Genomic DNA, 22,234 nt, shown 5'->3' with positions numbered 1-22,234 from the left:
CCGCTCTCTCTTTTTTAGATTAAGCTTTCGCTGCGCGTTGCAACTCAAGCAGTGCCGCGGAAAGCTCCGGTGACGGGCTCGTATGCAGTAACGGGAGTAAAACCATACGCAAGCTTGGTAGCATGACCAGATCGGCAAACAACTGATTAAATAACGGCTGATTACCGGTTTGTGCTAAACGGAGCAAGAAGCGTTGCGCTCGTCCTCCATCTGCGAGGACATGCCACGATCGGCCAGCCAATCCAATTAAGACTTCTTGGTGACTTAACTCGGTACGCGCTAATAGCGTGTCCGTCAGTGTGACTAATTCTTGATTGGGGGCGCCTGCTAGCGCACGCACGAGAGCGGCAATTAAGAAAATATCGGGCTCACCACTGTCGATGTGTTGCTGCGCTTGTTCGAGTAAACGTTGCGCCAATTTGTCAGGTAACTCAATGTGCTCTAAGGCCCCCAGTACGGCGTATAGCGGCTGAGAGGGTAAATGAGTGAGTGCTTTACGTAAGCTGACCCCATTGTTTTCTTGATGCAGCCGCGCGCACATATCGGTAATGCCTTGCAATCCGATCGTTTGCCAGTTTTCCCAACCTAAGCGACCAGAAAAATAGCATTGTGCGTGTTCATAATACTGGCTGCATGGCAGCGCCAATTGCGCACGGATGATGCTATGGAACATGGCCATCTTATCGTCATTGGGTTTGAAGGTGTACGGGTTGTTGGTCAGCTTTTCCTGTTGTTCGTCAGTGAGCTCGTTATCCAAACGTGCGCCCATTGCTTCCAAGACATATTCGATGAATTGCGTGACATGAGGCTGCTGAAGTAGGCCGCGTTCATCGAGTTCAAATTTTAAAAACCATATCCAGGGTTGGTGGCTGTTATCCCAATACGCGATGGCGAACTGAGCGCTACGTTGTACCGGATAAGGATAAGGCTGTCCTCCGGACTCAATTCGCTCAAATGTGGCATTATCGATGGCTTGAATACGTCGGCCGAGGTCAAAAATGGCGTATTGATTGCCGCTGGTTTGCAGCATTTTACTTAGCGTTTGGATGGTTTCCATGGATGTTTATGGTCCTACAGAGATGTACTGACGCCATAGTACCTGATCCAGAGGCGAGAACAAAATGATCTCCATCCATTGCATTTCTCGCCCAAACTCATACTATGCCCCTTCGCAAACGAACGTGAGGATAATTCGCGTTTTTGTCTCCTATACATATGTTATTTAGGTCGTGAATGAGTAACAACTTCGGTGAATTAACGTTATTACTGCAAGAGCTTCAGTTTGAATTAGAACGCACTGGATTGTGGCAGAGTACATCGCCATCGTCGCAAGCATTGCAAAGCACTCAGCCTTTTGCTGTGGATACCTTAGCGCCCCATGAATGGCTTCAATGGGTCTTTTTACCGCGCATGCAGGCGGCTTTAGCGCAAGAGCAAGTCCCTAGTGGTTTTGCGATTGCCCCGTACTTTGCCCAAGTATGGCAACAACAATACGAATATCGTTCGCTATTGCGTCTATTGAACTTGATTGATGAGGCGTGTCGCTGAGATGGAATTGGAAATATTATATCGTGATGAGGCCTTTATTGCGGTGAATAAGCCCTCGGGCATGTTGGTGCATCGCAGTTGGCTGGATCGTCATGAAACCGAATTTGTGATGCAGACATTACGCGATCAAATCGGTCAACATGTCTATCCTCTGCATCGACTAGACCGCCCCACGTCGGGTGTGTTGTTATTTGCTCTCTCGAGCGAGGTGGCCCGTGAGGTGATGCCGCTGTTTGCTGGCCATGAAATCCAAAAAACCTATCACGCGATTGTACGCGGTTGGATTAGCGAGGCCGGTGTTTTAGATTATCCGTTGAAAGAAGAGTTGGATAAAATTGCCGATAAGCATGCCGCTCAGGATAAAGAGCCGCAAGAGGCATTGACTCATTATCAGCCACTTGCGGAGGTGGAAGTGCCATTCTCTACGGGGCGGTTTGCGACGACGCGTTATGGATTGGTTGAGCTGAAACCCATGACAGGCAGAAAGCACCAGTTGCGCCGCCATATGGCGCACCTTCGCCATCCTATTATTGGTGACACTCGACATGGCGAAGGGCGTCATAATCGCTTATATCGCGAGCAATACAATGCCCACCGGTTGATGCTACATGCGACCCATTTGTCTTTTTGTCATCCGTATACCCAGCAAGCAATGACAATCACTGCAGGGTTTGATGATACATGGACACATTTGTGTTCGACCTTCGGTTGGCCATTGCCACAGTAGCGGCATAATCTTGCCTGTAGGCACTGAAAACAAAAAAAGCTCAGAGTATTCTGAGCTTTTTTACACGAGAGCGTGTCGTCATTATCTGCGCTTATTTACTGAGCAAGATAACGGCGAATCGAAGCTTCAATACCAGAGGCATCAAGACCAAGCTCTGCATACAGTTCTTGTTGCGTGCCTTGTGCAACAAAATGGTCTGGTAAGCCCAACGTCAGTACGGGTAACAGACGTTTTTCTTGCATCAAAAATTCAATGACGCCAGAACCGGCACCACCGGCAATGGTGTTTTCTTCCAGTGTGACAAACACATCGTATTGCTCGGATAGCTCGCGCAGTAAGGCTTCATCTAACGGCTTAGCAAAGCGCATATCCGCCACGGCCGCATTGAGGTTTTCCGCAGCTTTCATTGCTTCAGGTAGGAAGGTGCCGAAGTTCAAAATGGCGACTTTTTCTCCCTCTCGGATCCGGCGACCTTTGCCGATTTCTAGCTCGGTAAAGGTTTGTTCTATCGGGACACCCGCCCCAGAACCACGAGGATAGCGAACGGCACTCGGCCCTTGATGACGATGTCCTGTATACAACATTTGGAGACATTCATTTTCATCCGATGGTGTCATGATGGTCATGTTTGGAATACAACGCATAAAGCTGATATCAAACGCACCTTGGTGAGTTTGGCCATCCGCACCGACCAAACCCGCGCGGTCAATAGCAAACATTACCGGTAAGTTCATAATCGCCACATCGTGAATCAACTGATCATAACCACGCTGCAAAAAGGTGGAATAAATCGCGACGATAGGGTGGTAACCACCGATGGCCATGCCCGATGCCAAGGTGACGGAATGTTGCTCGGCAATGGCGACATCAAAATACTGTTTAGGGAACTCTTTTGAAAAACGTACCATGCCTGAGCCTTCGCGCATCGCGGGGGTGATCGCGAGTAACTTAGGATCTTGCGCCGCCATGTCACATAAGAAGTCACCAAAAATAGCAGAAAAAGTGGGTTTACTGGACGATGTCTTGGGCAGTGTTTCTTGATTCGGATCGAATTTTGGCACGCCATGATAGCCAATCGGATCTTTTTCCGCAGGCTCATAGCCTTTGCCTTTGGTGGTCATGACATGTAAGAACTGAGCGCCTTTCAAATCACGCATATTTTTCAGCGTTTTGATGAGTTCTAATACATCGTGGCCATCTACAGGGCCGATATAATTAAAGCCTAGCTCTTCAAATAATGTTCCGGGAACGACCATGCCTTTCAGGTGTTCTTCTGTACGACGTACCAACTCTTTAATCGGAGGCAGGCCGGACAGCACTTTCTTGCCGCCTTCACGCAGAGAGGTATACATATTTCCAGACAACAGTTGCGCAAGATGATTGTTCAACGCGCCGACGTTTTCTGAAATCGACATTTCATTGTCGTTAAGGACCACCAACATGTTGGGGTTGATGCCGCCTGCGTGGTTCATGGCTTCAAATGCCATACCTGCAGTAATGGCACCATCGCCGATCACACTGACGACTTTGCGATCTTTCCCTTCGTGTTCAGCCGCGATCGCCATGCCAAGACCGGCACTGATCGAGGTTGAGGAATGACCCACTGACAAAGTGTCATACTCACTTTCTTCGCGCCATGGAAACGGGTGTAACCCTTCTTTTTGGCGAATGGTGCTCATTTGCTCACGCCGACCGGTTAAAATCTTATGGGGATAAGCCTGATGGCCGACATCCCAAATCAGCTGATCGTTCGGGGTATCGTAGACATAGTGTAATGCAACGGTCAATTCAACGGTGCCTAAGCCGGAAGCAAGGTGCCCGCTGGATTGACTGACGGAATTTAATAAGTACGTACGTAGCTCATCACAAAGCTGAGGCAAGACCTCCTTTGGCAGGCCACGCAAGTCAGTCGGAGTGTTAACGAGAGCTAACGTTGGATATTTTGAAATATCAAGAGTCATAGTTATGCGCGCTTATAGTGTTAGTGTTTGCGCTCGATAACGTATCGGGCGAACGCTTCGAGATACTCTGTGTTATAAGGAATGGCTTCGAGTGCTTGAAGTGATTCCTCAAGGAGAGCTTGCGCTTTTTCAATGGCACCGTCCAAACCGAGTAATGCTGGATAGGTACTTTTGTGTAATTGCTGATCTGAACCCTGAGGTTTTCCTAGGGTTTGTGTATCACTGATGACGTCCAGAATATCATCCTGAACTTGAAAAGCGAGTCCCACGGCTTGAGCATAGGTATCGAGTTGCGGTAAGACGGCGAGGCCTTTCTCTCCGGCAGCCAATGCTCCTAAACGTACGGCACAACGAATTAATGCCCCTGTTTTATTGCGATGGATATGCTCCAGTTCATTCAGCGGAACAGCACGGTTTTCGGCGGCTAAGTCCAATGCTTGTCCAAGACACATGCCTTGGGCGCCCGAAGCTTGGGCAAGCATTTGAATCATCATCACCCGCTGGGGTTCACCCTGAGCGGATAACGTTCCCTCAGCAAGAATACTAAATGCGAGTGTTTGCAGCGCATCACCGGTTAAAATCGCGGTCGCTTCATCAAATTTGATATGGCATGTTGGCTGCCCACGACGTAGCTCATCATTATCCATCGCGGGTAAATCGTCATGGATTAATGAATACGCATGGATGCATTCAATCGCCGAGGCCGGAGTGTCTAATTCGCTCAGCTCGCAACCGAGCATTTGGCCCGTGGCGTAAACTAAAAAGGGGCGAACCCGTTTGCCACCCAGTAACAAACCATAATTCATTGCTTGTATTAGCGGTGAGTCGGCGTTGGAGAAGTGCTTTAGCCACTCGTCAAGCTGCTCATTATTTCTTTGCTGTAAAGAGGTTAATGCCTCATTCATCACGATGTTTACATCCATTATTCAGGCGAATCGGTAAAGTCACTCAGTGCCTCGGTGTCACTGTTATTAAGTAAGATACTGACGCGTTGTTCAGCACTATCTAATTTCGTTTGCCCGGAGCGAGCGAGTGCGATGCCACGTTCAAATTTTTTCAGCGCATCATCAAGTGCAAGCTCACCATTTTCGAGTTGATCGACCAATTGATCGAGTTCACTGATGGTGTCTTCAAAGGACATGTTTTCCGGTTTTTTGCTCGCCATAATCATTTTACCTTAGGAAAGATGCACGAAAGTTACCTTAGGGATAACTAAGGGTCAAATTTAACCGCATAATTGTGTCACAAATCCCTGCTATTCGTTAGCGTTCGCGGCAAGATTTTTTGACTTATCGATGTGAATCACGCAGTTTTTACTGTGTTCCATAGCAATCTGCCGCATTTATGTAATGCTTGCTAGGTAACTTATGTTTTTGTAAAAACCATCGGTACCGTCAACCATGGTATGATTATTGTATAACTTAGCGATCGCAATGGTCAGTATTGCTAACGTATGACGGGTCGTGGCGCCCGTTAATGTAAGGGTATTCACATTCACTGATGTAAAGTTGAAGTAATCACGATGCCGATGACAGGATCGAATAGAATTGATTTAAAGATTTGATAACTTTGCCGATACAGTAGAATCAATACTGGGGAATGAACAGTAGCATGAGGAGTGCTTCGTGGATTTAGCAACGCTATTAGGCCTGATTGGTGGCTTAGCTTTTGTAATTATGGCGATGATCTTAGGCGGAAGCATCATGATGTTCGTCGATGTCACGTCTGTACTTATCGTGGTTGGTGGGTCGGTTTTCGTGGTCATGATGAAGTTTACCATGGGACAGTTTTTTGGTGCCGCGAAAATCGCCGGTAAAGCATTCATGTTCAAAGCCGACAACCCAGAAGATTTAATTGCAAAAGTCGTTGAAATGGCCGATGCAGCCCGTAAAGGCGGCTTTCTAGCGTTAGAAGAAATGGAAATACCGAACGCGTTTATGCAAAAAGGGATTGATCTTCTGGTCGATGGTCATGATGCCGACGTTGTGAAAGCGACCATGCAAAAAGACATCGCATTAACCAATGAACGCCATGAGTCGGGAGCGAATGTGTTTCGTGCATTTGGCGATGTGGCCCCTGCGATGGGGATGATTGGTACTTTGGTTGGGCTTGTTGCGATGCTGTCCAACATGGATGACCCAAAATCAATTGGTCCGGCGATGGCGGTCGCGTTGTTGACCACGCTTTACGGTGCGATCTTATCGAACATGGTGTTCTTCCCCATAGCGGATAAACTGGGCCTACGCCGTGAGCAAGAAACGTTGAATCGCCGCTTGATTATGGATGGTGTGCTTGCCATCCAAGACGGACAAAACCCGCGCGTCATTGATAGTTACCTCAAAAACTACCTCAATGAAGGTAAGCGCAGTTTAGACGTCGATAACGAATAGTGGAGTGATGTATGGACGACGAAGAACAACCGTGTAAATGTCCTCCACCAGGGTTGCCGTTGTGGATGGGAACATTTGCTGACTTGATGTCATTGTTGATGTGCTTCTTTGTACTGCTTCTCTCGTTTTCTGAGATGGATGTACTGAAGTTCAAACAAATCGCCGGCTCAATGAAGTTTGCGTTTGGTGTGCAAAACCGTTTGGAAGTGAAAGACATTCCGAAAGGGACCAGCATTATTGCACAAGAGTTTCGTCCGGGACGACCTGAACCGACGCCGATCGATGTCATTATGCAGCAGACCATTGATATCACTCAGCAAACGCTAGAGTTTCAAGAGGGGGAGTCGGATCGTGCTGGTGGCGCACAGCGAGACGCTGGCAAGCTCGACGGTGGTCAGTCTCCCGAAACCGCCACTGAAAATAATCAAAACTCGGAATCTCAGCAACAGCAGCAACAATCGAAAGCCATGAGCGAAGAGGAAGTGGATGCGACAGTTGAGAAAATTAAGAAAGCGTTGCAACGGGAAATTGAGCAAGGCGCAATCGAAGTGGAAAACTTGGGGCAGCAGATTGTCATCCGCATTAAAGAGCAAGGCGCTTTTCCGGCAAGCTCCGCATTTTTACAACCCAAGTTTCGACCTCTAGTGCGTCAAATTGCCGAACTGGTGAAAGATGTGCCGGGAAAAATTCGAATTACTGGTCATACCGATAATCAACCGATCGACTCTGAGTTGTATCGTTCTTTATGGGATTTGTCTTCACAACGTGCGGTGTCCGTGGCGCAGGAGATGGAAAAAGTACAAGGCTTCGACCATGACCGGCTGCAAGTCCGTGGTTTAGCCGATACCGAGCCTCTGGTGCCAAATGATACGCCTGAACATCGTGCGGAAAACCGCCGAGTGGAAATCAGCATTATGCAAGGTGAGCCTTTATTTAGCGATCCGGTCTCCTCGGGGAATGCCAATAAGGCCGGTGCGACTACGCCATAACCCTCTGAGCCAGCAATAAAAAGCAGAACATAGGTTCTGCTTTTTTTATAACCTTTCATCATCTGCCCAATATCGTGTATAATGCCGCCCCCTTAGCGGTAGCGCTGGATGTATGTCTACTTTTGATGATAAAAGTAGCTACCTCGGCTGACCAAATGTCTAATCTATAATGCGAATACACACCTATGAAATTTATTGTTAAGCCTCATCCGGAAATTTATGTCAAAAGCGAATCTGTGCGTAAACGCTTCACAAAGATTCTAGAGAGTAATATTCGCATCATAGTCAAACGCTGTACTGAATCGGTGGCGGTGTTTAACCGTCGTGACCATATTGAAGTTGCGGCCGACAGCGATAAATATTACGCAGAAGTGCTACAAATACTGACCCATACTCCGGGGATCAACCACGTATTGGAAGTCAAGCAGACGGAGTTTACCTCGCTGCATGACATTTATGAGCATGTGTTAGAACAGAACAAAGACGCGCTTGAAAACAAGACGTTTGCGGTTCGCGCGAAACGCCGTGGTAAGCACGAATTTTCATCGATTGAGCTAGAGCGTTATGTGGGCGGTGGCCTCAACCAAGCGGTGGAAAGTGCAAAGGTTAAACTGAAAAATCCAGATATCACCATTAATATCGAAGTCCGCGATGAACTGTTAAATCAAGTGATTGCGCGTCACCAAGGGTTGGGCGGTTTCCCCATGGGCACTCAGGAAGATGTCTTGAGCTTGATCTCTGGTGGCTTTGATTCTGGTGTGTCGAGTTATCTGCATATCAAACGCGGCTCAAAAGTGCATTACTGTTTCTTCAATCTTGGTGGCCCCGCTCATGAGATTGGCGTGAAGCAAGTGGCACACTATTTGTGGAATAAATACGGTTCTTCCGCGAAAGTCCGTTTTCTTTCTATTGATTTCGAACCTGTTGTGGCCGAAATCCTTGAGAAAGTAGACGATGGACAGATGGGTGTCGTGCTTAAACGTATGTTCATGCGTGCCGCCGCGATGGTGGCTGAGAAGTTTGGTATTCAAGCTTTGGTGACAGGAGAAGCATTAGGTCAAGTATCGAGCCAAACGCTCACCAATTTGCGTTTGATTGATAATGTGACCGATACGTTGATCTTACGACCGTTGATTACTTGGGATAAGCAAGACATTATTAACGTGGCGCGTCAAATTGGTACGGAAGATTTTGCCAAAACCATGCCTGAATACTGTGGGGTTATTTCACGTAAGCCGACGGTAAAAGCAGTAAAAGGTCGCATTGAAGCGGAAGAAGCCAATTTTGACTTTAGCATTCTCGATGACGTGGTGTATAACGCCCGCCAAATGGATATCCGCGATATTGCCAAAGAGTCACAAGAAGCGGTGCCTGAAGTGGAGATGGTAACGGATATTAACGAGGCCGCTATCGTGCTGGATATTCGTAGCTCGGAAGAAGAAGAAGAGCACCCACTGGAGCTGGAAGGGGTCGAGGTGGCCCATATTCCGTTCTATAAGTTATCGACCAAGTTTGGTGATTTGGATCAGTCAAAAACCTACCTGCTCTATTGCACTCAGGGGGTGATGAGCCGTTTACAAGCCCTGTATCTGAAAGAGCAAGGGTTTGATAATGTCAAAGTCTATCGCCCATAACGCGAGCAGTTGGCAAGGTCGCTAACGTATTAACGCTGCTGACATGGTCCGCAGCGTTTTTTTATGTGCCATACGACGCTACGAGCCTAGAAATGGGTGATGACAAGACGGGGCGACGAAAGCATATACAGCAGATAAAAAAACACCGCCTGAGGAGGCGGTGAACAAAATTGACAGACAGGTCAAAATAAATACAGGAAGTATGTTTTGTACAGCGGATGACTGCACAGAACAGATTGGTAGAATCTACCTAAACTCGATAAAGTACGAGTTTGCAAACACAACATCGTAACAAATTCCAATTAATTTCAGAGAAATTAAGCCGTTCAGGTCTTTGCTACGCCGAGCAATATAGTTTTTCTCTGGCTGCTACGCAACGAACAATTTATAATGTTTCGAATAAGAAAAACTAATCCTTAATAAGGCGATAACTATGGGAAGACGTCTACCTCCGTTAAATTCTCTGAAAGTGTTTGAAGCGGCCGCTCGTCACTTGAGTTTTACGCGCGCCGCCGACGAGTTGTTTGTGACGCAAGCGGCGGTGAGCCATCAGATTAAAGCCCTCGAAGAGTTTTTAGGGTTAAAGTTATTCCGTCGTCGTAATCGCTCATTATTATTGACCGAAGAAGGGCAGGGGTATTTTGCCGATATCAAAGATATTTTTAGCTCGATTGGGGAAGCGACCGATAAGTTATTAGAACGCACCGAAAAAGGAGCGTTGACCATCAGCTTACCACCAAGTTTTGCGATTCAATGGCTCGTACCAAGGCTGGCTGATTTTAATCGTGAAGAGCCGGATATTGATGTACGGATTAAAGCGGTCGATTTGGAAGAAGGCTCGTTAACGGATGATGTGGATGTGGCCATTTATTATGGGCGAGGCAATTGGCCAGAATTACGCTGTGACTTGTTGTATCAAGAGTTTTTAATTCCCTTGTGTTCTCCCAGCGTTTTGCTTGGCGATAAACCACTCAATGAGTTACATGACTTATCCCAGCATGTGTTATTGCATGATACGTCACGTCAGCATTGGAAACAGTTTGCCAAACAAAATGGTATCGAAGGCGTGAATGTGAATCATGGGCCGATCTTTAGCCATACGACCATGGTATTGCAGGCCGCGATTCATGGACAAGGGATCGCGCTAGGTAACAATGTATTAGCGCAGCCAGAAATGGAAGCCGGGCGATTGGTGGCACCGTTTGACGCCGTGGTGATGACGCCCAATGCGTTTTATGTCGTGTGTGATGAAAAGCAAGCCGACATGGGGCGAATTGCCACATTCAGAGACTGGATGATTCGAACCGCAAGACGTGAGCAAGAGGAAGTATTAGATGAGTAATGAGTTTCAATGGGATGGGCCTCAAACAGGTCCTGTTTTTGTCTTTGCCCACGGCGCTGGCGCGGGTATGGATCACGCCTTCATGGCACAGGTTGCCAGTGGCTTGGCCGAGCATGGGATTCGTGTATTACGATTTAATTTTCCGTACATGATCCGCCGCTTAGAAGAAGGCACGAAGCGCCCACCCGATCGCGCCCCCAAACTCTTGACGGCGTTTTCTGAGATTATCGAGCAGCACTGTGATGGTCCTGTTGTCATTGGCGGGAAGTCCATGGGGGGACGCATGGCTTCTTGGTTAGGTGAGCATGAGCAAGTGGCCGGCATTGCCTGCCTTGGTTTTCCTTTTCACCCACCGGGCCGACCAGAGAAATTTAAAGGCGAACACCTTGCTACGTTGGCGAAACCGTGTTTGATATTGCAAGGTGAGCGTGACACCTTTGGTAAAAAAGAAGAGTTTGCGGATTTTGTCCTGAGTGAGCACATTCGTTATCAATTTATCCCGGATGGCGATCATGGATTTACACCACGCAAGCGATCGGGGTATACCGAAGCGGGCAATATCGCGCTTGCCGTTGAGACATTAAGTCAATTTATTCGAGAGATTTATAATGAAAAGTAAGCAGTTACTCACCATTGGTGGATTGTTTTCCGGTATTGGCGTGTGTGTGGGCGCCTTTGCCGCGCATGGGCTAAAAAAAATGATTACCCCTGATATGGTGGCGGTTTTTCAAACCGGAGTTCATTACCAATTTATTCATGCCGCGGCACTTTTAGTGTGTGGTGTCTTGTTGGCGTTACCGATAAATACCGTTTATTCACGAAAGTATTTTTGCCGAGCCGCAATTTGCTTTATCATCGGCATCTTTTGCTTTAGCGGCAGTCTGTATGCGCTGGCTTTAACCAGTGTGAGATGGTTTGGTCCCATTACGCCTCTTGGCGGGGTGTTTTTTATTGTGGGATGGATCTTCTTTGTATTGGCTGCTTTGAAAACTAATGAGGTAACGTCGTGAAACAGATCATGCTGTATTGCCGCTCTGGATTTGAGAAAGAGTGCGCCGGTGAAATACAGGATAAAGCTACTCAATTGGGTGTATTTGGCTTTCCTCGCCTAAAAACCAACACGGGATTTGTCTTATTTGAATGCTTTCAGGAAGGCGAGGCAGAAATATTGCTGGAGCGTCTTGATTTTCAAACGTTGATTTTTTCTCGTCAAATGTTCGCCGTGGCAGCTGAGTGTAGCGACTTACCGAAAGATGACCGCATTTCTCCATTGCTTATGAGCTTAGCAGAGCAAGAGAATTGGCCCGCCTGTGGTGAGCTGCGTGTGGAAACCCCCGATACCAACGAAGCGAAAGAGTTACTGAAATTCTGTCGTAAATTTACGGTGCCATTGCGTCAGGCAATGCGCGGTAAAGGGTTACTGCTCCCCAAAGAACACAGTAAAAAGCCTGTCTTGCATGTGTGTTTTGTCGCTCCTGGGCATTGTTACGCGGGGTATTCTTATCCGAATAATAACTCGCATTTCTACATGGGCATTCCGCGTCTTAAATTTCCTAGCGATGCGCCAAGTCGCTCGACGTTGAAGCTAGAAGAAGCCTTTCACGTGTTCATTCCGCGCGCTGAGTGGGATGAGCGTTTAGCCTCAGGCATGTGGGCAGTGGATTTAGGTGCTTGCCCGGGTGGATGGACCTATCAGTTAGTGAAACGCTCTATGTTCGTGCATGCCATTGATAATGGCATGATGGCGGAAAGCTTGATGGACACAGGACAAGTGACTCACCACATGGTGGACGGTTTTAAATTTGAGCCGCCGCGTAAAAATGTGACTTGGCTGGTTTGTGACATGATTGAAAAACCATCTCGAGTCGCGCAATTAATGGGTGAGTGGTTAATTCACGGTTGGGCGAAAGAAGCCTTGTTCAACTTGAAATTGCCAATGAAAGGTCGATACGATGAAGTTCTTGATGATATCGAAAACTTGAAGATCTTTTTGAAGCAGCACGATGTGAAGTTTCGTTTGCAAGCGAAGCACTTGTATCACGACCGTGAGGAAATCACGGTGCATGTGCAAGTATTAAAAACCATTTCGCCATGGTAATCATTGACTGATTGAATTGTCTGATTGCATTGACTGATTGTATAGAAAAAAGCGCCTGCATCTGCAGGCGCTTTTTTATTGGGGCGGAATATAGCGAATGTCTTGCAAGTTAAATCCGAGTTCGATATCGGTTTTTAGCATGGCGACTTGTTTGCATGTTCTGGCTGACTCAATGTGTTCATCGAGTTTTTTGCGGTATTTGGCCGCTAGAGCCTCGCTTTGATAGGCTTCTTCGATCGAGGTGAATTCGGTTAAAATCTCTTTTGCTGCTTTCGGCCCGATACCGGGAACGCCAGGAACTTGGCTTGAGCTGATGCCTGTTAGTCCCCAGTAGTCAGCGAGTTGCTCTGGGCGAACCCCAAATTCTTTATGGATGAAAGGGGCATCAAGCCAGCGGTGTTGAAAGTAGTCGCGAATTTGCAGGGTAGGTGACAATAATTGGCAGTAACCTTTGTCAGTCGAAATGATCGTGACCTTTTCATCATGTTCGGACACTTTACACGCCAAGGTCGCGACCAAGTCATCCGCTTCATCGCCACTGGATAATAGCGAGTCGATTCCCAAGGACCACCATGCGTCTTGAATGCGCTCTAAACCTTGCTGTAATGGTTCAGGCATGGGCTTGCGCCCCGCTTTGTAGCCGGGTAAGAGCTCTGCACGCCAGCCTCTGTCTTGTAAGTAATGATCGAATACCGCGATAATATGAGTCGGCTGTGACTCATCAATAATGCGCGCGAGCGTTCGGCTGGTGGTGTCGATAGTTCGCGCAATGTCACTGGGATCCGGTTGAACCGAATGATTGCGTCGAATGAGGTTTAAAGCGTCAATAATAACCAAGTGCAGTGACATAGAAATACAAAAATAGAGGCTGATAGCCTCTATTTTAATGATCTGACTTCAGATTACTACCAAAGGTAGAGCAGACCGTGATTATTGAACAATTTTGTAGCAAGGTTCATAAGCGGAACCGCCGGGCAGTTTCATGCGATCTTGTGCGACGAACGCTTGTAACAGAACGTCCATTTTTGCCATGAGTTCAGAGTCACCATGAATCTCGAACGGCCCATGTTTTTCAATTTCCTTGATCCCTTCCGCTTTGACGTTCCCAGCCACAATCCCGGAAAACGCACGGCGTAAATTCGCGGCAAGCGTTTGTTTTGGTTGGTCGAGATGCAAATCTAGGTTGGCCATGTTGTCATGCGTGGGTTCAAATGGCATTTGAAAGTCTGGCTCGATTTTCAACGACCAGTTAAAGCTGTAGGCGTCTTCAGTATCTTTGCGGTGCTGACGAACCAGCGGCATGGCTTTTTTCATGATGCGAGCGGCTTCGGCAGGATCACCAATGACGATTTGATAGAGACTTTGCGCTTCTTCGCCCAATGTATCACCGATAAACTGATGAATGGAATCGAAGTAAGCTTCACTTTCTTTTGGCCCCGTTAGCACAATAGGTAACGGCTGCTGCTTGTTCTCAGGATGCATCATGATGCCAAGAATATACAGTAATTCCTCAGCAGTTCCCGCGCCCCCAGGGAAAATGATAATGCCGTGTCCCATGCGCACAAACCCTTCCAGACGTTTTTCAATATCGGGCATTATAATCAGTTCGTTCACGATTGGGTTCGGCGGCTCTGCGGCAATAATTGATGGTTCGGTTAGGCCTAGGTATCGCGACTCGGTATAGCGCTGCTTAGCATGACCAATCGCGGCGCCTTTCATCGGCCCTTCCATGGCGCCCGGTCCACATCCGGTACATACGTTGAGTTCCCGTAACCCTAATTCGTTGCCCACTTCACGCGTGTATTGGTATTCGGTTGGGTTAATCGAGTGGCCGCCCCAACAGACGATCAGATTGGGGGTAATTCCGGGGATCAGTCCTTTGGCATTACGTAAGATGGCAAACACCAAGTTTGTGATATGAGCCGGATCATCGGAATGCTTGCGAGCCGTGTCGCCCATGTGGATATGGACGTAAACAATGTCTCGTAATACCGAAAACAAGTGTTCCTGAATTCCTTTAATGATTTGACCATCGACAAAAGCGTGCTCCGGAGGATTGGCCAATTCGAGCTTGATACCACGTTCCCGTCGTTTCACATTAATATCAAACGGACGATACTTATCGAGCAACTCTTTGGAATTATCGGTATGGCTACCGGAATTGAGAACCGCCAAGCTGCAATTTCGGTACAGTTGATAAAGTTCACTTGAAGCGGTGTTTTGTAGTTGTTCTACTTCCAGTTGCGACAACAAATCCATACTGCCTGCAGGACTGACTTGTGTGATCATTCTGGTCTCCTTAGGAAAGGATAAAAAAACCACCAGATTGGTTAACGCTAGGCGTCGGCGATAGATTAACGGAGTGGCGGCGAATAAGTTATTGATATAATGTACTTACAACAATTTAGTGTGCATTAGCGATGAAGGAGAATGAGCTTGAGGTCGAGGTGTGACGAGGCGCACACTTTTAGTGTGGGTTTGCTGGTTTTTTGAGCGATTTATTACGAGGGGCGTTACAGCCAGATTAATTGACTGGGCTTAACTTCATGCTTCGCGGTTAACGGATTACTCAGTTGCTCGATGATGGCTTCTGGAGTATCTCCTTGTTCAAACGCTTTGCTGGCGGCACTCAATGTGATTTTCAAGCTGCGATCTCGAAATTTAAACGGCAACGCTGCGACTCTGTCCTGAATGGCTTCGATGAGTTCTTTGGCCTGTTCATCACTGCGACTGGGGATCAGCAAAATAAACTCTTCACCGCTAAAACGGGCTAAAATGTCACTGCTCTTGAGTTCCTGATTGATCGCGCGTGAAATGATTTTTAGCGCTTTATCTCCCGCGGTGTAGCCGAAGTGATTATTGACATAACTAAAGTCATCGATATCAAAAAGAGCCATCCGCAGTGGGTGTTGATTACCGATCCAGCGGCGGTATTCTGTTTCTAACATTTCCATGAATGCGCTGCGATTATACACTTTGGTCAATGCGTCTCGGCGCAGCCGTTGGTTTTGTGCATCAATACGGCGTCGGTGTTCCTTCGTGGAATCATTGAGATTGTCAATTTGACGTTTCGCATAGGCCAGTTGCTCTAACAGAATTTGTTCGCGGGCTTCTGCAGAGGTATAGCGGTCGGACAGTTGTGAGAGCTCTGTCATCATCTTTGTGGTATGCAGGCGCAGTTTTTCTGGGTCTTGTTCGTCCGCCAGCGACACGTATTTATGCTTAATCAGCGTTCTCAGTTGATTGTTGATCTCTTTGCGCTGTATAAAGATATCACGTGACTTATCATTGATTTGTTCGGTATTAATACTGATGCGGCCAATATAGTCATAAGATTTTTCGAGAAACTGCTGTGCTATTTGCCGCTCTTGATCCGTCCCTAAAGCGACCAGCTTGAGGACATCTAAAGTCAGTTCAATTAACTCATCACCGCGAGTATCGAGCAAAAGCTTGGCTCGGATATCGACGAGACGCTCGCCATATTCGCCCTCAAAATCCAGCTCAGTGATCATGTTTTGCAAGGCTTCATTTAAACGGGCGACTTGCTCTTTACTGGCGCTTTTATGGGTCGACTCTAACGGTGCTTTTCCACCGTTTGCGAGCAGTATTTTTAGCGTAATTTCATAGATATGCAACAACCGCCGTGCTTTCTCGGCCGGTAACGAATGTTGTGCATTGGATGAAGTATGGATGGCAACTTGCTGAACATCTTTTCGGATGCGATCGGGAAGCGTTGGGGTGCTCAGTAACGCTTGGATGCTACGCTTAATTTGAACGTCAAGACTGGCGATATCGTTGCCTAGTGTCGAACTTTGTTGCATTAAAAGTGCTCCATTACAACATGATATATGAGCTATTTACCAATAGACTCATTGAATCAACGTCGCGATCGCGACCATAATTATCATTCAATCAACTCTTTTGATGGCCGTTATAAAACGAAGAGTTTGACTCACTCAAGTGTGATGAAAAACTGATAATGACATCAGTTAGCCTGCCCATTACTGCACGGAGTCAGGGGCGTATAATAACAAAAAAAAATTATTTTTCATCTTGTCAGTATTTCTTTATGAAAAAAAACTAAAATTTCATTATCTGTTTAAGGGATTGCTCATCTTTACAAGATGACTGGACTTTGACCAGCCCTTGCTGAATGGCATGTTGGCAAGCGCGACGCATATCACTGGCAGCAAAGCTGGCTGCTGGCGCATTATCAATGGCGCGGAAATACACCCACTGACTGTCTTCAGCTTGAGTGGTTATTTTTTGCGCGAGTTCGGTGGCCAATAACAAAATATCCAAGAGTTCTTTATCATTGATGGCGGTATAGGCGCGCGGTAAGAAGGGGTAGTCGGCGATACCGACGCTGATTTTTCGATTGATATCAAGGTCGGTATTAAATTCATTGATCCACCCTTGAATACGTTCCACAACGTCTTCGACAGGCTGATTCCTATCACTATTGCGCTCAATGTAGAGTAAGTTGGAATCGGAGAAATGGTAAAGGCGTTGATCATCCGCGAGCTTAGATTTTAAGAACGCGCCAAACTCATGCTCCATTTCTAACCCGCCGCTGTAGCCTTGCTGCAGGTACATACTGCCAAGGAAGGGGATATCAATCATGACAAAACGCAGGCGGTCATTGAGTGGCTCATCAATTAACTCGCCAATATGCCACTCTTCAAAGCTACGACTGCTTTTTTCCAATGAGGTGGCCAGCTTGGCATTGAGCATGCGTAGGTTGCGCAGGCGTGAGCGTGAATGCGTGAATAAGCTTGCGTTGAGTTCTTCAATTTCATCTTTTTGCCGTTGAATGACATGCCTGCGGCGTAACATAAATAACAGTAAAATCGACGCGGCAATGAATAAAGCAAACGCCAGTTTTTGAAATTTGCTGTACTCACGAGTGAGTGTTTTTAATTGCTGCTCTTGTCTTGCCATGTGCAATGTTTGTTCGACGAACTCTTTCTGTTGGCGGAAGGCATCTTCACTAATGCGATTCAGCTTTTCTTGATTCAGGCGTGAAAGACGATTGTGATACTTAATATTTTGCAATGCTTGTTGAAATTGACCTGATTGCTCATACCCACGTGAGAGTAATAAGTAGGCCTTACTTTCTAATGCGGTACTGTCGACACTGCGGCTGATTTCCAGTGCTTTACGAGCAAATTTGAGCGCATTTGGGGTGTTTTTTTCATGAAAGGCGAGGCCTGACTTGAGTAATGCCGCCTGTGCTTTTAAGAAGGCGGCGTTACTTGAGCGAAGCAGTTGCTCTGCTCGCTGCAAGTACTGGGCGGATAAGGGATAGTTATACAATTCTAAATAGGTATCCGCGAGCGCCAGACGGGTTTCGATGATGTGATTTGGGTTCTTATCACTGCTTTCATGGTCAATTGCATTAAAGTAATGCACTAACGCGAGGTTGTATTTGCCTTGCAAATAGTAAATATCACCCATGCGTTTGAGCACACTGCTGATGAGAGGGGATTGCTGATATTTACCGTAAAAGTCGGCGGATTGAGAATAGTAAATCAGGGCTTTATCGAGGACGCGACGTTCAAAAAACAAGCGGCCTAATAAGGAGTTGGTTTTCGCCAGTAGAGCGCCTGAGCTGTGTTCTACTGCTGTCCAATAGGCGCGCAACAATTCTGATAAGGCCATATTGTATTGCTCATGGTTAAGGTAGTGGCTCCCAACCGTGATGTAATACTGAATTTCAGTTCGAGGCGAGTGACTCTGCTCGATATAGTCTTTTTGCTGGGCAAACAGCGTATTGGCTTGCTTGATGAGTCCGGCATTGGAGGCGACTTCTGCTCTTAACATATGTATTTTATAGTTGATTGAGCGAGAGACATGATCGTGACTCTTGATGGCATCAAACGTCGTGGTGATGGCATTAAGACGTTGATTGGCGGCGGCGGCACTTTGTGTATGGCGCCAATGCAGGCGAGCGGCCAGCAATGCCACTTCCAATTTTTTATAAGGTAAATCAAACTCTTCAGCTAATTCGCGTGCCAGATGAATAGATCGAAATGCGCCTTTTAAATCTTGTAAATTAAACTGCGCTTCGGCGAGCACTTGTAGTGCATTGATGCTGTTTCTTGGCGTACGTACTTGAGTGTCCGATTCATCCCGAGCAATGGTGGTCGGGGTTTTATCTTGCGACTCGGTCAGCCGGCGTTGCGAGAGGTAATCGCTGACCAATGCCTTGGCTTGCACCGGGGACAGTTCTACCAATTTTTCGGCATCGCGTAATGGCTGGTAGGCCGAAATATCGGCCATTGCCCACTGTGATGTCATCAGTAAAAGAAGAGTAAGCCAAGGTTGCCAGCGAAAGTACCTCATGGGTAAACAGAGTCCTTATTATTGACGAGCAAGTCGCGAGTTGTGCGTCGGGCCAATATTGTGGGTTGAGCGGAAGGGATTAATATCTAATCCGCCACGGCGAGTATAACGCGCATAGACCGTCAGTGATTGCGGTTGGCAATAACGTTGAATATCGGTGAAAATACGCTCGACACATTGTTCGTGAAATTCGTTGTGTTCGCGGAAGGACACAATATAGCGCAGCAAGGCTTCACGGTCGATTTTCTTACCGGTGTAGCGAATTTCAACACTGCCCCAATCGGGTTGATTGGTAATCAAACAGTTCGATTTGAGTAGGTGACTATTCAGCCTTTCGGTTACAATCGTCTCACTGGTTGCGCCATCTAATAAGGTATCGTCAAATTCGTAACTGGTGATCTCAATATCCTGAGCGTCAATGTTTTCACCTTGCATATTCACAATCGGCTGATTGGTAAAATGCGTCACAGGGAAGACGTCTACCGCGACGGGTTCACCCGCACATGCCGATAGATCTTGGATTAAGGTTTGGCGTACATCTTCGACAGAATTAAATCGTGTTTGATTAAAACTGTTGAGGTAGAGTTTAAACGACTTAGACTCAATCAAATTTGGGCTGGTGGCGGGTAATGTTGCTTGCGCAACGGCCACTTGTGGTAAGCCTCGTGAGTTTAGCCAAGATAATTCATACAGGGTCCAGACATCACAGCCTTTAAAGGGAAGTTCTTCACCTAAATGAAGATCGTCACGGTTTAGGCTGCGTGGCACACCTTGTAACAATGTGGCATCGTATTGAGAGGTATAAGCGGTGCCTTTACCCAGTGTTAATCCAGTTAACTCTTTCGCGTCAGAATATTTACTCATTTTTTGTCGTTACTTCGATTAGAATACGGGGAATTTTACGCAATCCCGACGCCACTGTCATTATTCGCAATAGGGGAAATGAAATATGGAGAATACAATGGCTCAGCAAGCCAGTGCATTATACCACTTTAGTCAACGATACGTTGCACAATGCCAAGCTATGAATGATCAATTACCCAGCAATGATGACTTGATAGATTTACCTTCAGCGTGTGTACAACATCGCACACCGGATTGTGTGTATTGGACGCCGGTATTACGCGATACCATAGCGAGCTTCGCGAACGTAGAAAATGCTCTGGAGTTAACGCTGCACGCTGACGTGACGGAGTTCTATGGCACGCAATACGCCGCGGATATGCCTGCTTTGTGGGAGGGCAATCCTTTAACGCTTCTCCAAGTGTGGAATGATGAGGATTTTACTCGCTTGCAAGAAAATATAGTGGGGCACTTGGTTATGCAACGCCGTTTGAAACAAACACCGACGGTCTTTATTGCCTCTACCGATGACGACATGCAGGTCGTTTCCATCTGTAATCTTAGCGGAAACGTGGTGTTGGAAACACTCGGTGACAACACTCGCCGTCCGTTAGCGGAAAACCTCACTGAATTTTTAGCTCACCTACAACCGGTTGTTTAAACGTCTATGTATGTTGTTGAATTAGAATTTGAATGCTTTGCGGATACCACGATCACGGCGGTTGATAAAGCCATAAACGGCCTTATGGAAGCGCTGCGCTATAATGGGCAAGTCTTGGGACGTGAATTTCCGATGATTATGGGCGAGGGCGAATTTTCGGTGCGCGCTGTGTGTCCCGAGCAAGACAGTTTGCATTCGAAATACCATTCAGATTTTGTGAACACGTGTTTGCAGCGGCTGCATGATGCTTGTCTTGTGGGGCCAAAAGTCCGTTTGTTGGGGCGTGACTTGAATTCTGAGCAAGCTGCCGAATCTGACGTACCCAATTGGCAAGTGCTGTATACCACGTATGTGCATACTTGTTCTCCCTTGCGCAGTGGTGAGACTTTATTACCGATTCCACTGTATCGACAAGCTCCGACGTTTAATGGCGACCACAAATCGGTCGTAAAGTGGCAGACGGAATGGCAAGCATGTGATGAGTTGCAAATGGCGGGCAGTTGTCAGGCAGAATATGCGGCATTACATGAAATCTGCGATACGGACAGTGATTTGTTCATTCGTGGTTGGGATATTCGCGGGCGAATCGAGTATTTATCTCAGGTGCCAACGTATTACTATTTGTATCGTGTGGGGGGCAGCAGCTTGGCTGAGGAAAAAGCGCGTTGCTGTCCTAAGTGTGGCGGAGCGTGGTTACTAGAAGAACCATTGCACGATATTTTTCATTTTAAATGCGATTCATGTCGTCTTGTGTCGAATATTTCTTGGGATCATCTCAAGTCTTAATGTTTTGGCCAATGAGGCGTGAAAAAAAGGTTGGCGTTATGCCAACCTTTTTTATTTGTGTATCACGCTGATGATTAGGGAGGTAATTACCAGCCCTTAACCACGCCACCTTTGAATTGTTTTTGTGCCGCTTGGTACACTTCATCCGTTTGGTAGGCTTTCACAAACTCTTTCACTTTTTTGCTATCAACATTGTCTTTACGTGCCACGATAAGGTTCACGTAAGGCGACTCTTTACTTTCCACAAATAGACCGTCTTTTTGTGGAGTTAGGTCGATCGAGCTAGCAAATGTATTATTGATGATCGCAATGGTCACATCGTCCAAAGAGCGGGGTAACTGAGAGGCATCAAGCTCAACAATTTTCAGGTGCTTTGGATTAGAGACGATATCACGGACGGTGGCTTCTAGGCCTGAACCATCACGTAATTTAATCAACCCTTGTTTTTGCAGCAGCAGTAATGAACGGCCAAGGTTAGTTGGGTCGTTTGGCACTGCAATACGATCCCCGTCTTTGACTTCATCAACGGATTTGATGGTTTTAGAGTAGCCTGCAATAGGGTAAACAAAGGTATTACCTGCAATTGCTAGCTTGTAACCACGGCTTTTGATTTGTTGATCCAGATACGGTTTGTGTTGGAACGCGTTGACATCAACGGAACCGTCTGCCAATGCAGCATTGGGCGTAATGTAATCCGTAAACGTGACCAATTTTACGTTTAAATCGTATTTTTCTTTGGCGACTTTTTTCGCAACTTCAGCTACTTGTGCTTCCGCACCCGCAATAACGCCAACTTTGATGGTTTGATTGTCCGACGAGTCTTGACCACAACCCGCGAGCACTAACGTTGATGCAGTGACTGCAACTGCAAGCAATGCTTTAACATTAAATGTCATATTTATCTCCTGTA

22 protein-coding genes are annotated in these 22,234 nt (G+C 46.8%); 11 read left to right on the top strand and 11 right to left on the bottom strand.

What is annotated here, in order from left to right; translation table 11 throughout:
- Positions 1-19 precede the first annotated feature (19 nt).
- Entirely contained in the window at positions 20-1,057 is a 1,038-nt protein-coding gene (locus EAE30_RS14500) for a DUF3549 family protein (RefSeq protein WP_123016563.1), read from the bottom strand.
- A gap of 176 nt (positions 1,058-1,233) precedes the next feature.
- On the opposite strand from EAE30_RS14500, the gene EAE30_RS14495 reads away from it, so the two are divergent.
- Both EAE30_RS14495 and truC read left to right on the top strand, forming a co-directional pair.
- Positions 1,234-1,548 (top strand): YqcC family protein, encoded by a 315-nt coding sequence (locus EAE30_RS14495; protein ID WP_123016562.1) that lies wholly within the window; start codon positions 1,234-1,236, stop codon positions 1,546-1,548.
- Position 1,549: 1 nt separating this feature from the next.
- Positions 1,550-2,275, top strand: coding sequence for a tRNA pseudouridine(65) synthase TruC (truC, locus tag EAE30_RS14490; RefSeq protein ID WP_123016561.1), 726 nt, complete (start codon positions 1,550-1,552; stop codon positions 2,273-2,275).
- Between the two features lie 95 nt (positions 2,276-2,370).
- Here truC and dxs read toward each other — a convergent pair whose 3' ends face one another.
- The 4 genes from dxs to EAE30_RS19195 all read right to left on the bottom strand — a co-directional run bounded on the left by dxs (position 2,371) and on the right by EAE30_RS19195 (position 6,001).
- The gene (gene dxs, locus EAE30_RS14485; protein ID WP_123016560.1) at positions 2,371-4,236 is read right to left on the bottom strand and encodes a 1-deoxy-D-xylulose-5-phosphate synthase; all 1,866 of its coding nucleotides are present in this window, start codon (positions 4,234-4,236) and stop codon (positions 2,371-2,373) included.
- A 20-nt stretch (positions 4,237-4,256) separates the two neighbouring features.
- A complete protein-coding gene (gene ispA, locus EAE30_RS14480) occupies positions 4,257-5,141 on the bottom strand; it encodes a (2E,6E)-farnesyl diphosphate synthase (RefSeq protein WP_123017389.1) in 885 nt (294 codons plus the stop codon).
- Positions 5,142-5,158: 17 nt separating this feature from the next.
- Positions 5,159-5,401 carry an exodeoxyribonuclease VII small subunit gene (gene xseB, locus EAE30_RS14475; RefSeq protein ID WP_123016559.1) on the bottom strand — a complete coding sequence of 81 codons (243 nt, stop codon included), beginning with the start codon at positions 5,399-5,401 and terminating at the stop codon, positions 5,159-5,161.
- A gap of 387 nt (positions 5,402-5,788) precedes the next feature.
- Positions 5,789-6,001: a hypothetical protein gene (locus EAE30_RS19195; protein ID WP_390258080.1), complete on the bottom strand. Its 213-nt coding sequence runs from the start codon at positions 5,999-6,001 to the stop codon at positions 5,789-5,791.
- Between EAE30_RS19195 and pomA the strand changes: the two genes are divergently transcribed.
- The 7 genes from pomA (at position 5,913) to rlmM (ending at position 12,689) form a co-directional block, all read left to right on the top strand.
- Entirely contained in the window at positions 5,913-6,626 is a 714-nt protein-coding gene (pomA, locus tag EAE30_RS14470; RefSeq protein ID WP_315972109.1) for a flagellar motor protein PomA, read from the top strand. The genes EAE30_RS19195 and pomA overlap by 89 nt on opposite strands.
- A gap of 11 nt (positions 6,627-6,637) precedes the next feature.
- Positions 6,638-7,615 carry a flagellar motor protein MotB gene (locus tag EAE30_RS14465; protein ID WP_123016557.1) on the top strand — a complete coding sequence of 326 codons (978 nt, stop codon included), beginning with the start codon at positions 6,638-6,640 and terminating at the stop codon, positions 7,613-7,615.
- Between the two features lie 185 nt (positions 7,616-7,800).
- Positions 7,801-9,249 carry a tRNA uracil 4-sulfurtransferase ThiI gene (gene thiI, locus EAE30_RS14460; RefSeq protein ID WP_123016556.1) on the top strand — a complete coding sequence of 483 codons (1,449 nt, stop codon included), beginning with the start codon at positions 7,801-7,803 and terminating at the stop codon, positions 9,247-9,249.
- Between the two features lie 433 nt (positions 9,250-9,682).
- Positions 9,683-10,591: a transcriptional regulator GcvA gene (locus EAE30_RS14455; RefSeq protein WP_123016555.1), complete on the top strand. Its 909-nt coding sequence runs from the start codon at positions 9,683-9,685 to the stop codon at positions 10,589-10,591.
- Positions 10,584-11,210, top strand: coding sequence for an alpha/beta fold hydrolase (locus tag EAE30_RS14450; protein WP_123016554.1), 627 nt, complete (start codon positions 10,584-10,586; stop codon positions 11,208-11,210). Before EAE30_RS14455 ends, EAE30_RS14450 begins: the two co-directional genes overlap by 8 nt.
- Positions 11,200-11,601 (top strand): DUF423 domain-containing protein, encoded by a 402-nt coding sequence (locus EAE30_RS14445; RefSeq protein ID WP_123016553.1) that lies wholly within the window; start codon positions 11,200-11,202, stop codon positions 11,599-11,601. The genes EAE30_RS14450 and EAE30_RS14445 overlap by 11 nt, the downstream gene beginning before the upstream one ends.
- Positions 11,598-12,689 (top strand): 23S rRNA (cytidine(2498)-2'-O)-methyltransferase RlmM, encoded by a 1,092-nt coding sequence (gene rlmM / locus EAE30_RS14440; protein ID WP_123016552.1) that lies wholly within the window; start codon positions 11,598-11,600, stop codon positions 12,687-12,689. The genes EAE30_RS14445 and rlmM overlap by 4 nt, the downstream gene beginning before the upstream one ends.
- Positions 12,690-12,764: 75 nt before the next feature.
- Here the strand turns inward: rlmM and xni are convergent, their stop codons facing one another.
- The 5 genes from xni to queF all read right to left on the bottom strand — a co-directional run bounded on the left by xni (position 12,765) and on the right by queF (position 19,898).
- A complete protein-coding gene (gene xni / locus EAE30_RS14435) occupies positions 12,765-13,538 on the bottom strand; it encodes a flap endonuclease Xni (protein ID WP_123016551.1) in 774 nt (257 codons plus the stop codon).
- Positions 13,539-13,619: 81 nt separating this feature from the next.
- Positions 13,620-14,978, bottom strand: a complete 1,359-nt coding sequence (gene ppnN, locus EAE30_RS14430; protein ID WP_123016550.1) for a nucleotide 5'-monophosphate nucleosidase PpnN — start codon at positions 14,976-14,978, stop codon at positions 13,620-13,622.
- Between the two features lie 224 nt (positions 14,979-15,202).
- Positions 15,203-16,510, bottom strand: coding sequence for a GGDEF domain-containing protein (locus tag EAE30_RS14425; protein WP_123016549.1), 1,308 nt, complete (start codon positions 16,508-16,510; stop codon positions 15,203-15,205).
- Positions 16,511-16,769: 259 nt separating this feature from the next.
- On the bottom strand, positions 16,770-19,034 hold the full coding sequence (locus EAE30_RS14420; protein WP_123016548.1) for a tetratricopeptide repeat protein: 2,265 nt from the start codon (positions 19,032-19,034) through the stop codon (positions 16,770-16,772).
- Between the two features lie 18 nt (positions 19,035-19,052).
- Positions 19,053-19,898 carry an NADPH-dependent 7-cyano-7-deazaguanine reductase QueF gene (gene queF / locus EAE30_RS14415; RefSeq protein ID WP_123016547.1) on the bottom strand — a complete coding sequence of 282 codons (846 nt, stop codon included), beginning with the start codon at positions 19,896-19,898 and terminating at the stop codon, positions 19,053-19,055.
- Positions 19,899-19,983: 85 nt separating this feature from the next.
- On the opposite strand from queF, the gene syd reads away from it, so the two are divergent.
- Positions 19,984-20,538: a SecY-interacting protein gene (syd, locus tag EAE30_RS14410; protein WP_164711869.1), complete on the top strand. Its 555-nt coding sequence runs from the start codon at positions 19,984-19,986 to the stop codon at positions 20,536-20,538.
- A gap of 6 nt (positions 20,539-20,544) precedes the next feature.
- Positions 20,545-21,324 (top strand): Zn-ribbon-containing protein, encoded by a 780-nt coding sequence (locus tag EAE30_RS14405; protein WP_123016545.1) that lies wholly within the window; start codon positions 20,545-20,547, stop codon positions 21,322-21,324.
- A gap of 86 nt (positions 21,325-21,410) precedes the next feature.
- Here EAE30_RS14405 and EAE30_RS14400 read toward each other — a convergent pair whose 3' ends face one another.
- Entirely contained in the window at positions 21,411-22,220 is an 810-nt protein-coding gene (locus tag EAE30_RS14400; protein ID WP_123016544.1) for a MetQ/NlpA family lipoprotein, read from the bottom strand.
- Positions 22,221-22,234: the final 14 nt, after the last annotated feature.

Origin of the sequence: Vibrio zhugei, assembly GCF_003716875.1 — a bacterium.
In the GTDB taxonomy this organism is placed as follows: domain Bacteria; phylum Pseudomonadota; class Gammaproteobacteria; order Enterobacterales; family Vibrionaceae; genus Vibrio; species Vibrio zhugei.
Note: the sequence above shows the minus strand (reverse complement) of the source record. Positions and strands in the feature narration are given on the sequence as shown.

Excerpts from the sequence above, each read along its gene's own strand:
- EAE30_RS14500 (WP_123016563.1), bottom strand. The coding sequence starts at position 1,057 with ATGGAAACCATCCAAACGCTAAGTAAAATGCTGCAAACCAGCGGCAAT.
- EAE30_RS14495 (WP_123016562.1), top strand. The coding sequence starts at position 1,234 with ATGAGTAACAACTTCGGTGAATTAACGTTATTACTGCAAGAGCTTCAG.
- truC (WP_123016561.1), top strand. The coding sequence starts at position 1,550 with ATGGAATTGGAAATATTATATCGTGATGAGGCCTTTATTGCGGTGAAT.
- dxs (WP_123016560.1), bottom strand. The coding sequence starts at position 4,236 with ATGACTCTTGATATTTCAAAATATCCAACGTTAGCTCTCGTTAACACT.
- ispA (WP_123017389.1), bottom strand. The coding sequence starts at position 5,141 with ATGAATGAGGCATTAACCTCTTTACAGCAAAGAAATAATGAGCAGCTT.
- xseB (WP_123016559.1), bottom strand. The coding sequence starts at position 5,401 with ATGGCGAGCAAAAAACCGGAAAACATGTCCTTTGAAGACACCATCAGT.
- pomA (WP_315972109.1), top strand. The coding sequence starts at position 5,913 with ATGGCGATGATCTTAGGCGGAAGCATCATGATGTTCGTCGATGTCACG.
- EAE30_RS19195 (WP_390258080.1), bottom strand. The coding sequence starts at position 6,001 with ATGACCACGAAAACCGACCCACCAACCACGATAAGTACAGACGTGACA.
- EAE30_RS14465 (WP_123016557.1), top strand. The coding sequence starts at position 6,638 with ATGGACGACGAAGAACAACCGTGTAAATGTCCTCCACCAGGGTTGCCG.
- thiI (WP_123016556.1), top strand. The coding sequence starts at position 7,801 with ATGAAATTTATTGTTAAGCCTCATCCGGAAATTTATGTCAAAAGCGAA.
- EAE30_RS14455 (WP_123016555.1), top strand. The coding sequence starts at position 9,683 with ATGGGAAGACGTCTACCTCCGTTAAATTCTCTGAAAGTGTTTGAAGCG.
- EAE30_RS14450 (WP_123016554.1), top strand. The coding sequence starts at position 10,584 with ATGAGTAATGAGTTTCAATGGGATGGGCCTCAAACAGGTCCTGTTTTT.
- EAE30_RS14445 (WP_123016553.1), top strand. The coding sequence starts at position 11,200 with ATGAAAAGTAAGCAGTTACTCACCATTGGTGGATTGTTTTCCGGTATT.
- xni (WP_123016551.1), bottom strand. The coding sequence starts at position 13,538 with ATGTCACTGCACTTGGTTATTATTGACGCTTTAAACCTCATTCGACGC.
- ppnN (WP_123016550.1), bottom strand. The coding sequence starts at position 14,978 with ATGATCACACAAGTCAGTCCTGCAGGCAGTATGGATTTGTTGTCGCAA.
- EAE30_RS14425 (WP_123016549.1), bottom strand. The coding sequence starts at position 16,510 with ATGCAACAAAGTTCGACACTAGGCAACGATATCGCCAGTCTTGACGTT.
- EAE30_RS14420 (WP_123016548.1), bottom strand. The coding sequence starts at position 19,034 with ATGAGGTACTTTCGCTGGCAACCTTGGCTTACTCTTCTTTTACTGATG.
- queF (WP_123016547.1), bottom strand. The coding sequence starts at position 19,898 with ATGAGTAAATATTCTGACGCGAAAGAGTTAACTGGATTAACACTGGGT.
- syd (WP_164711869.1), top strand. The coding sequence starts at position 19,984 with ATGGAGAATACAATGGCTCAGCAAGCCAGTGCATTATACCACTTTAGT.
- EAE30_RS14405 (WP_123016545.1), top strand. The coding sequence starts at position 20,545 with ATGTATGTTGTTGAATTAGAATTTGAATGCTTTGCGGATACCACGATC.
- EAE30_RS14400 (WP_123016544.1), bottom strand. The coding sequence starts at position 22,220 with ATGACATTTAATGTTAAAGCATTGCTTGCAGTTGCAGTCACTGCATCA.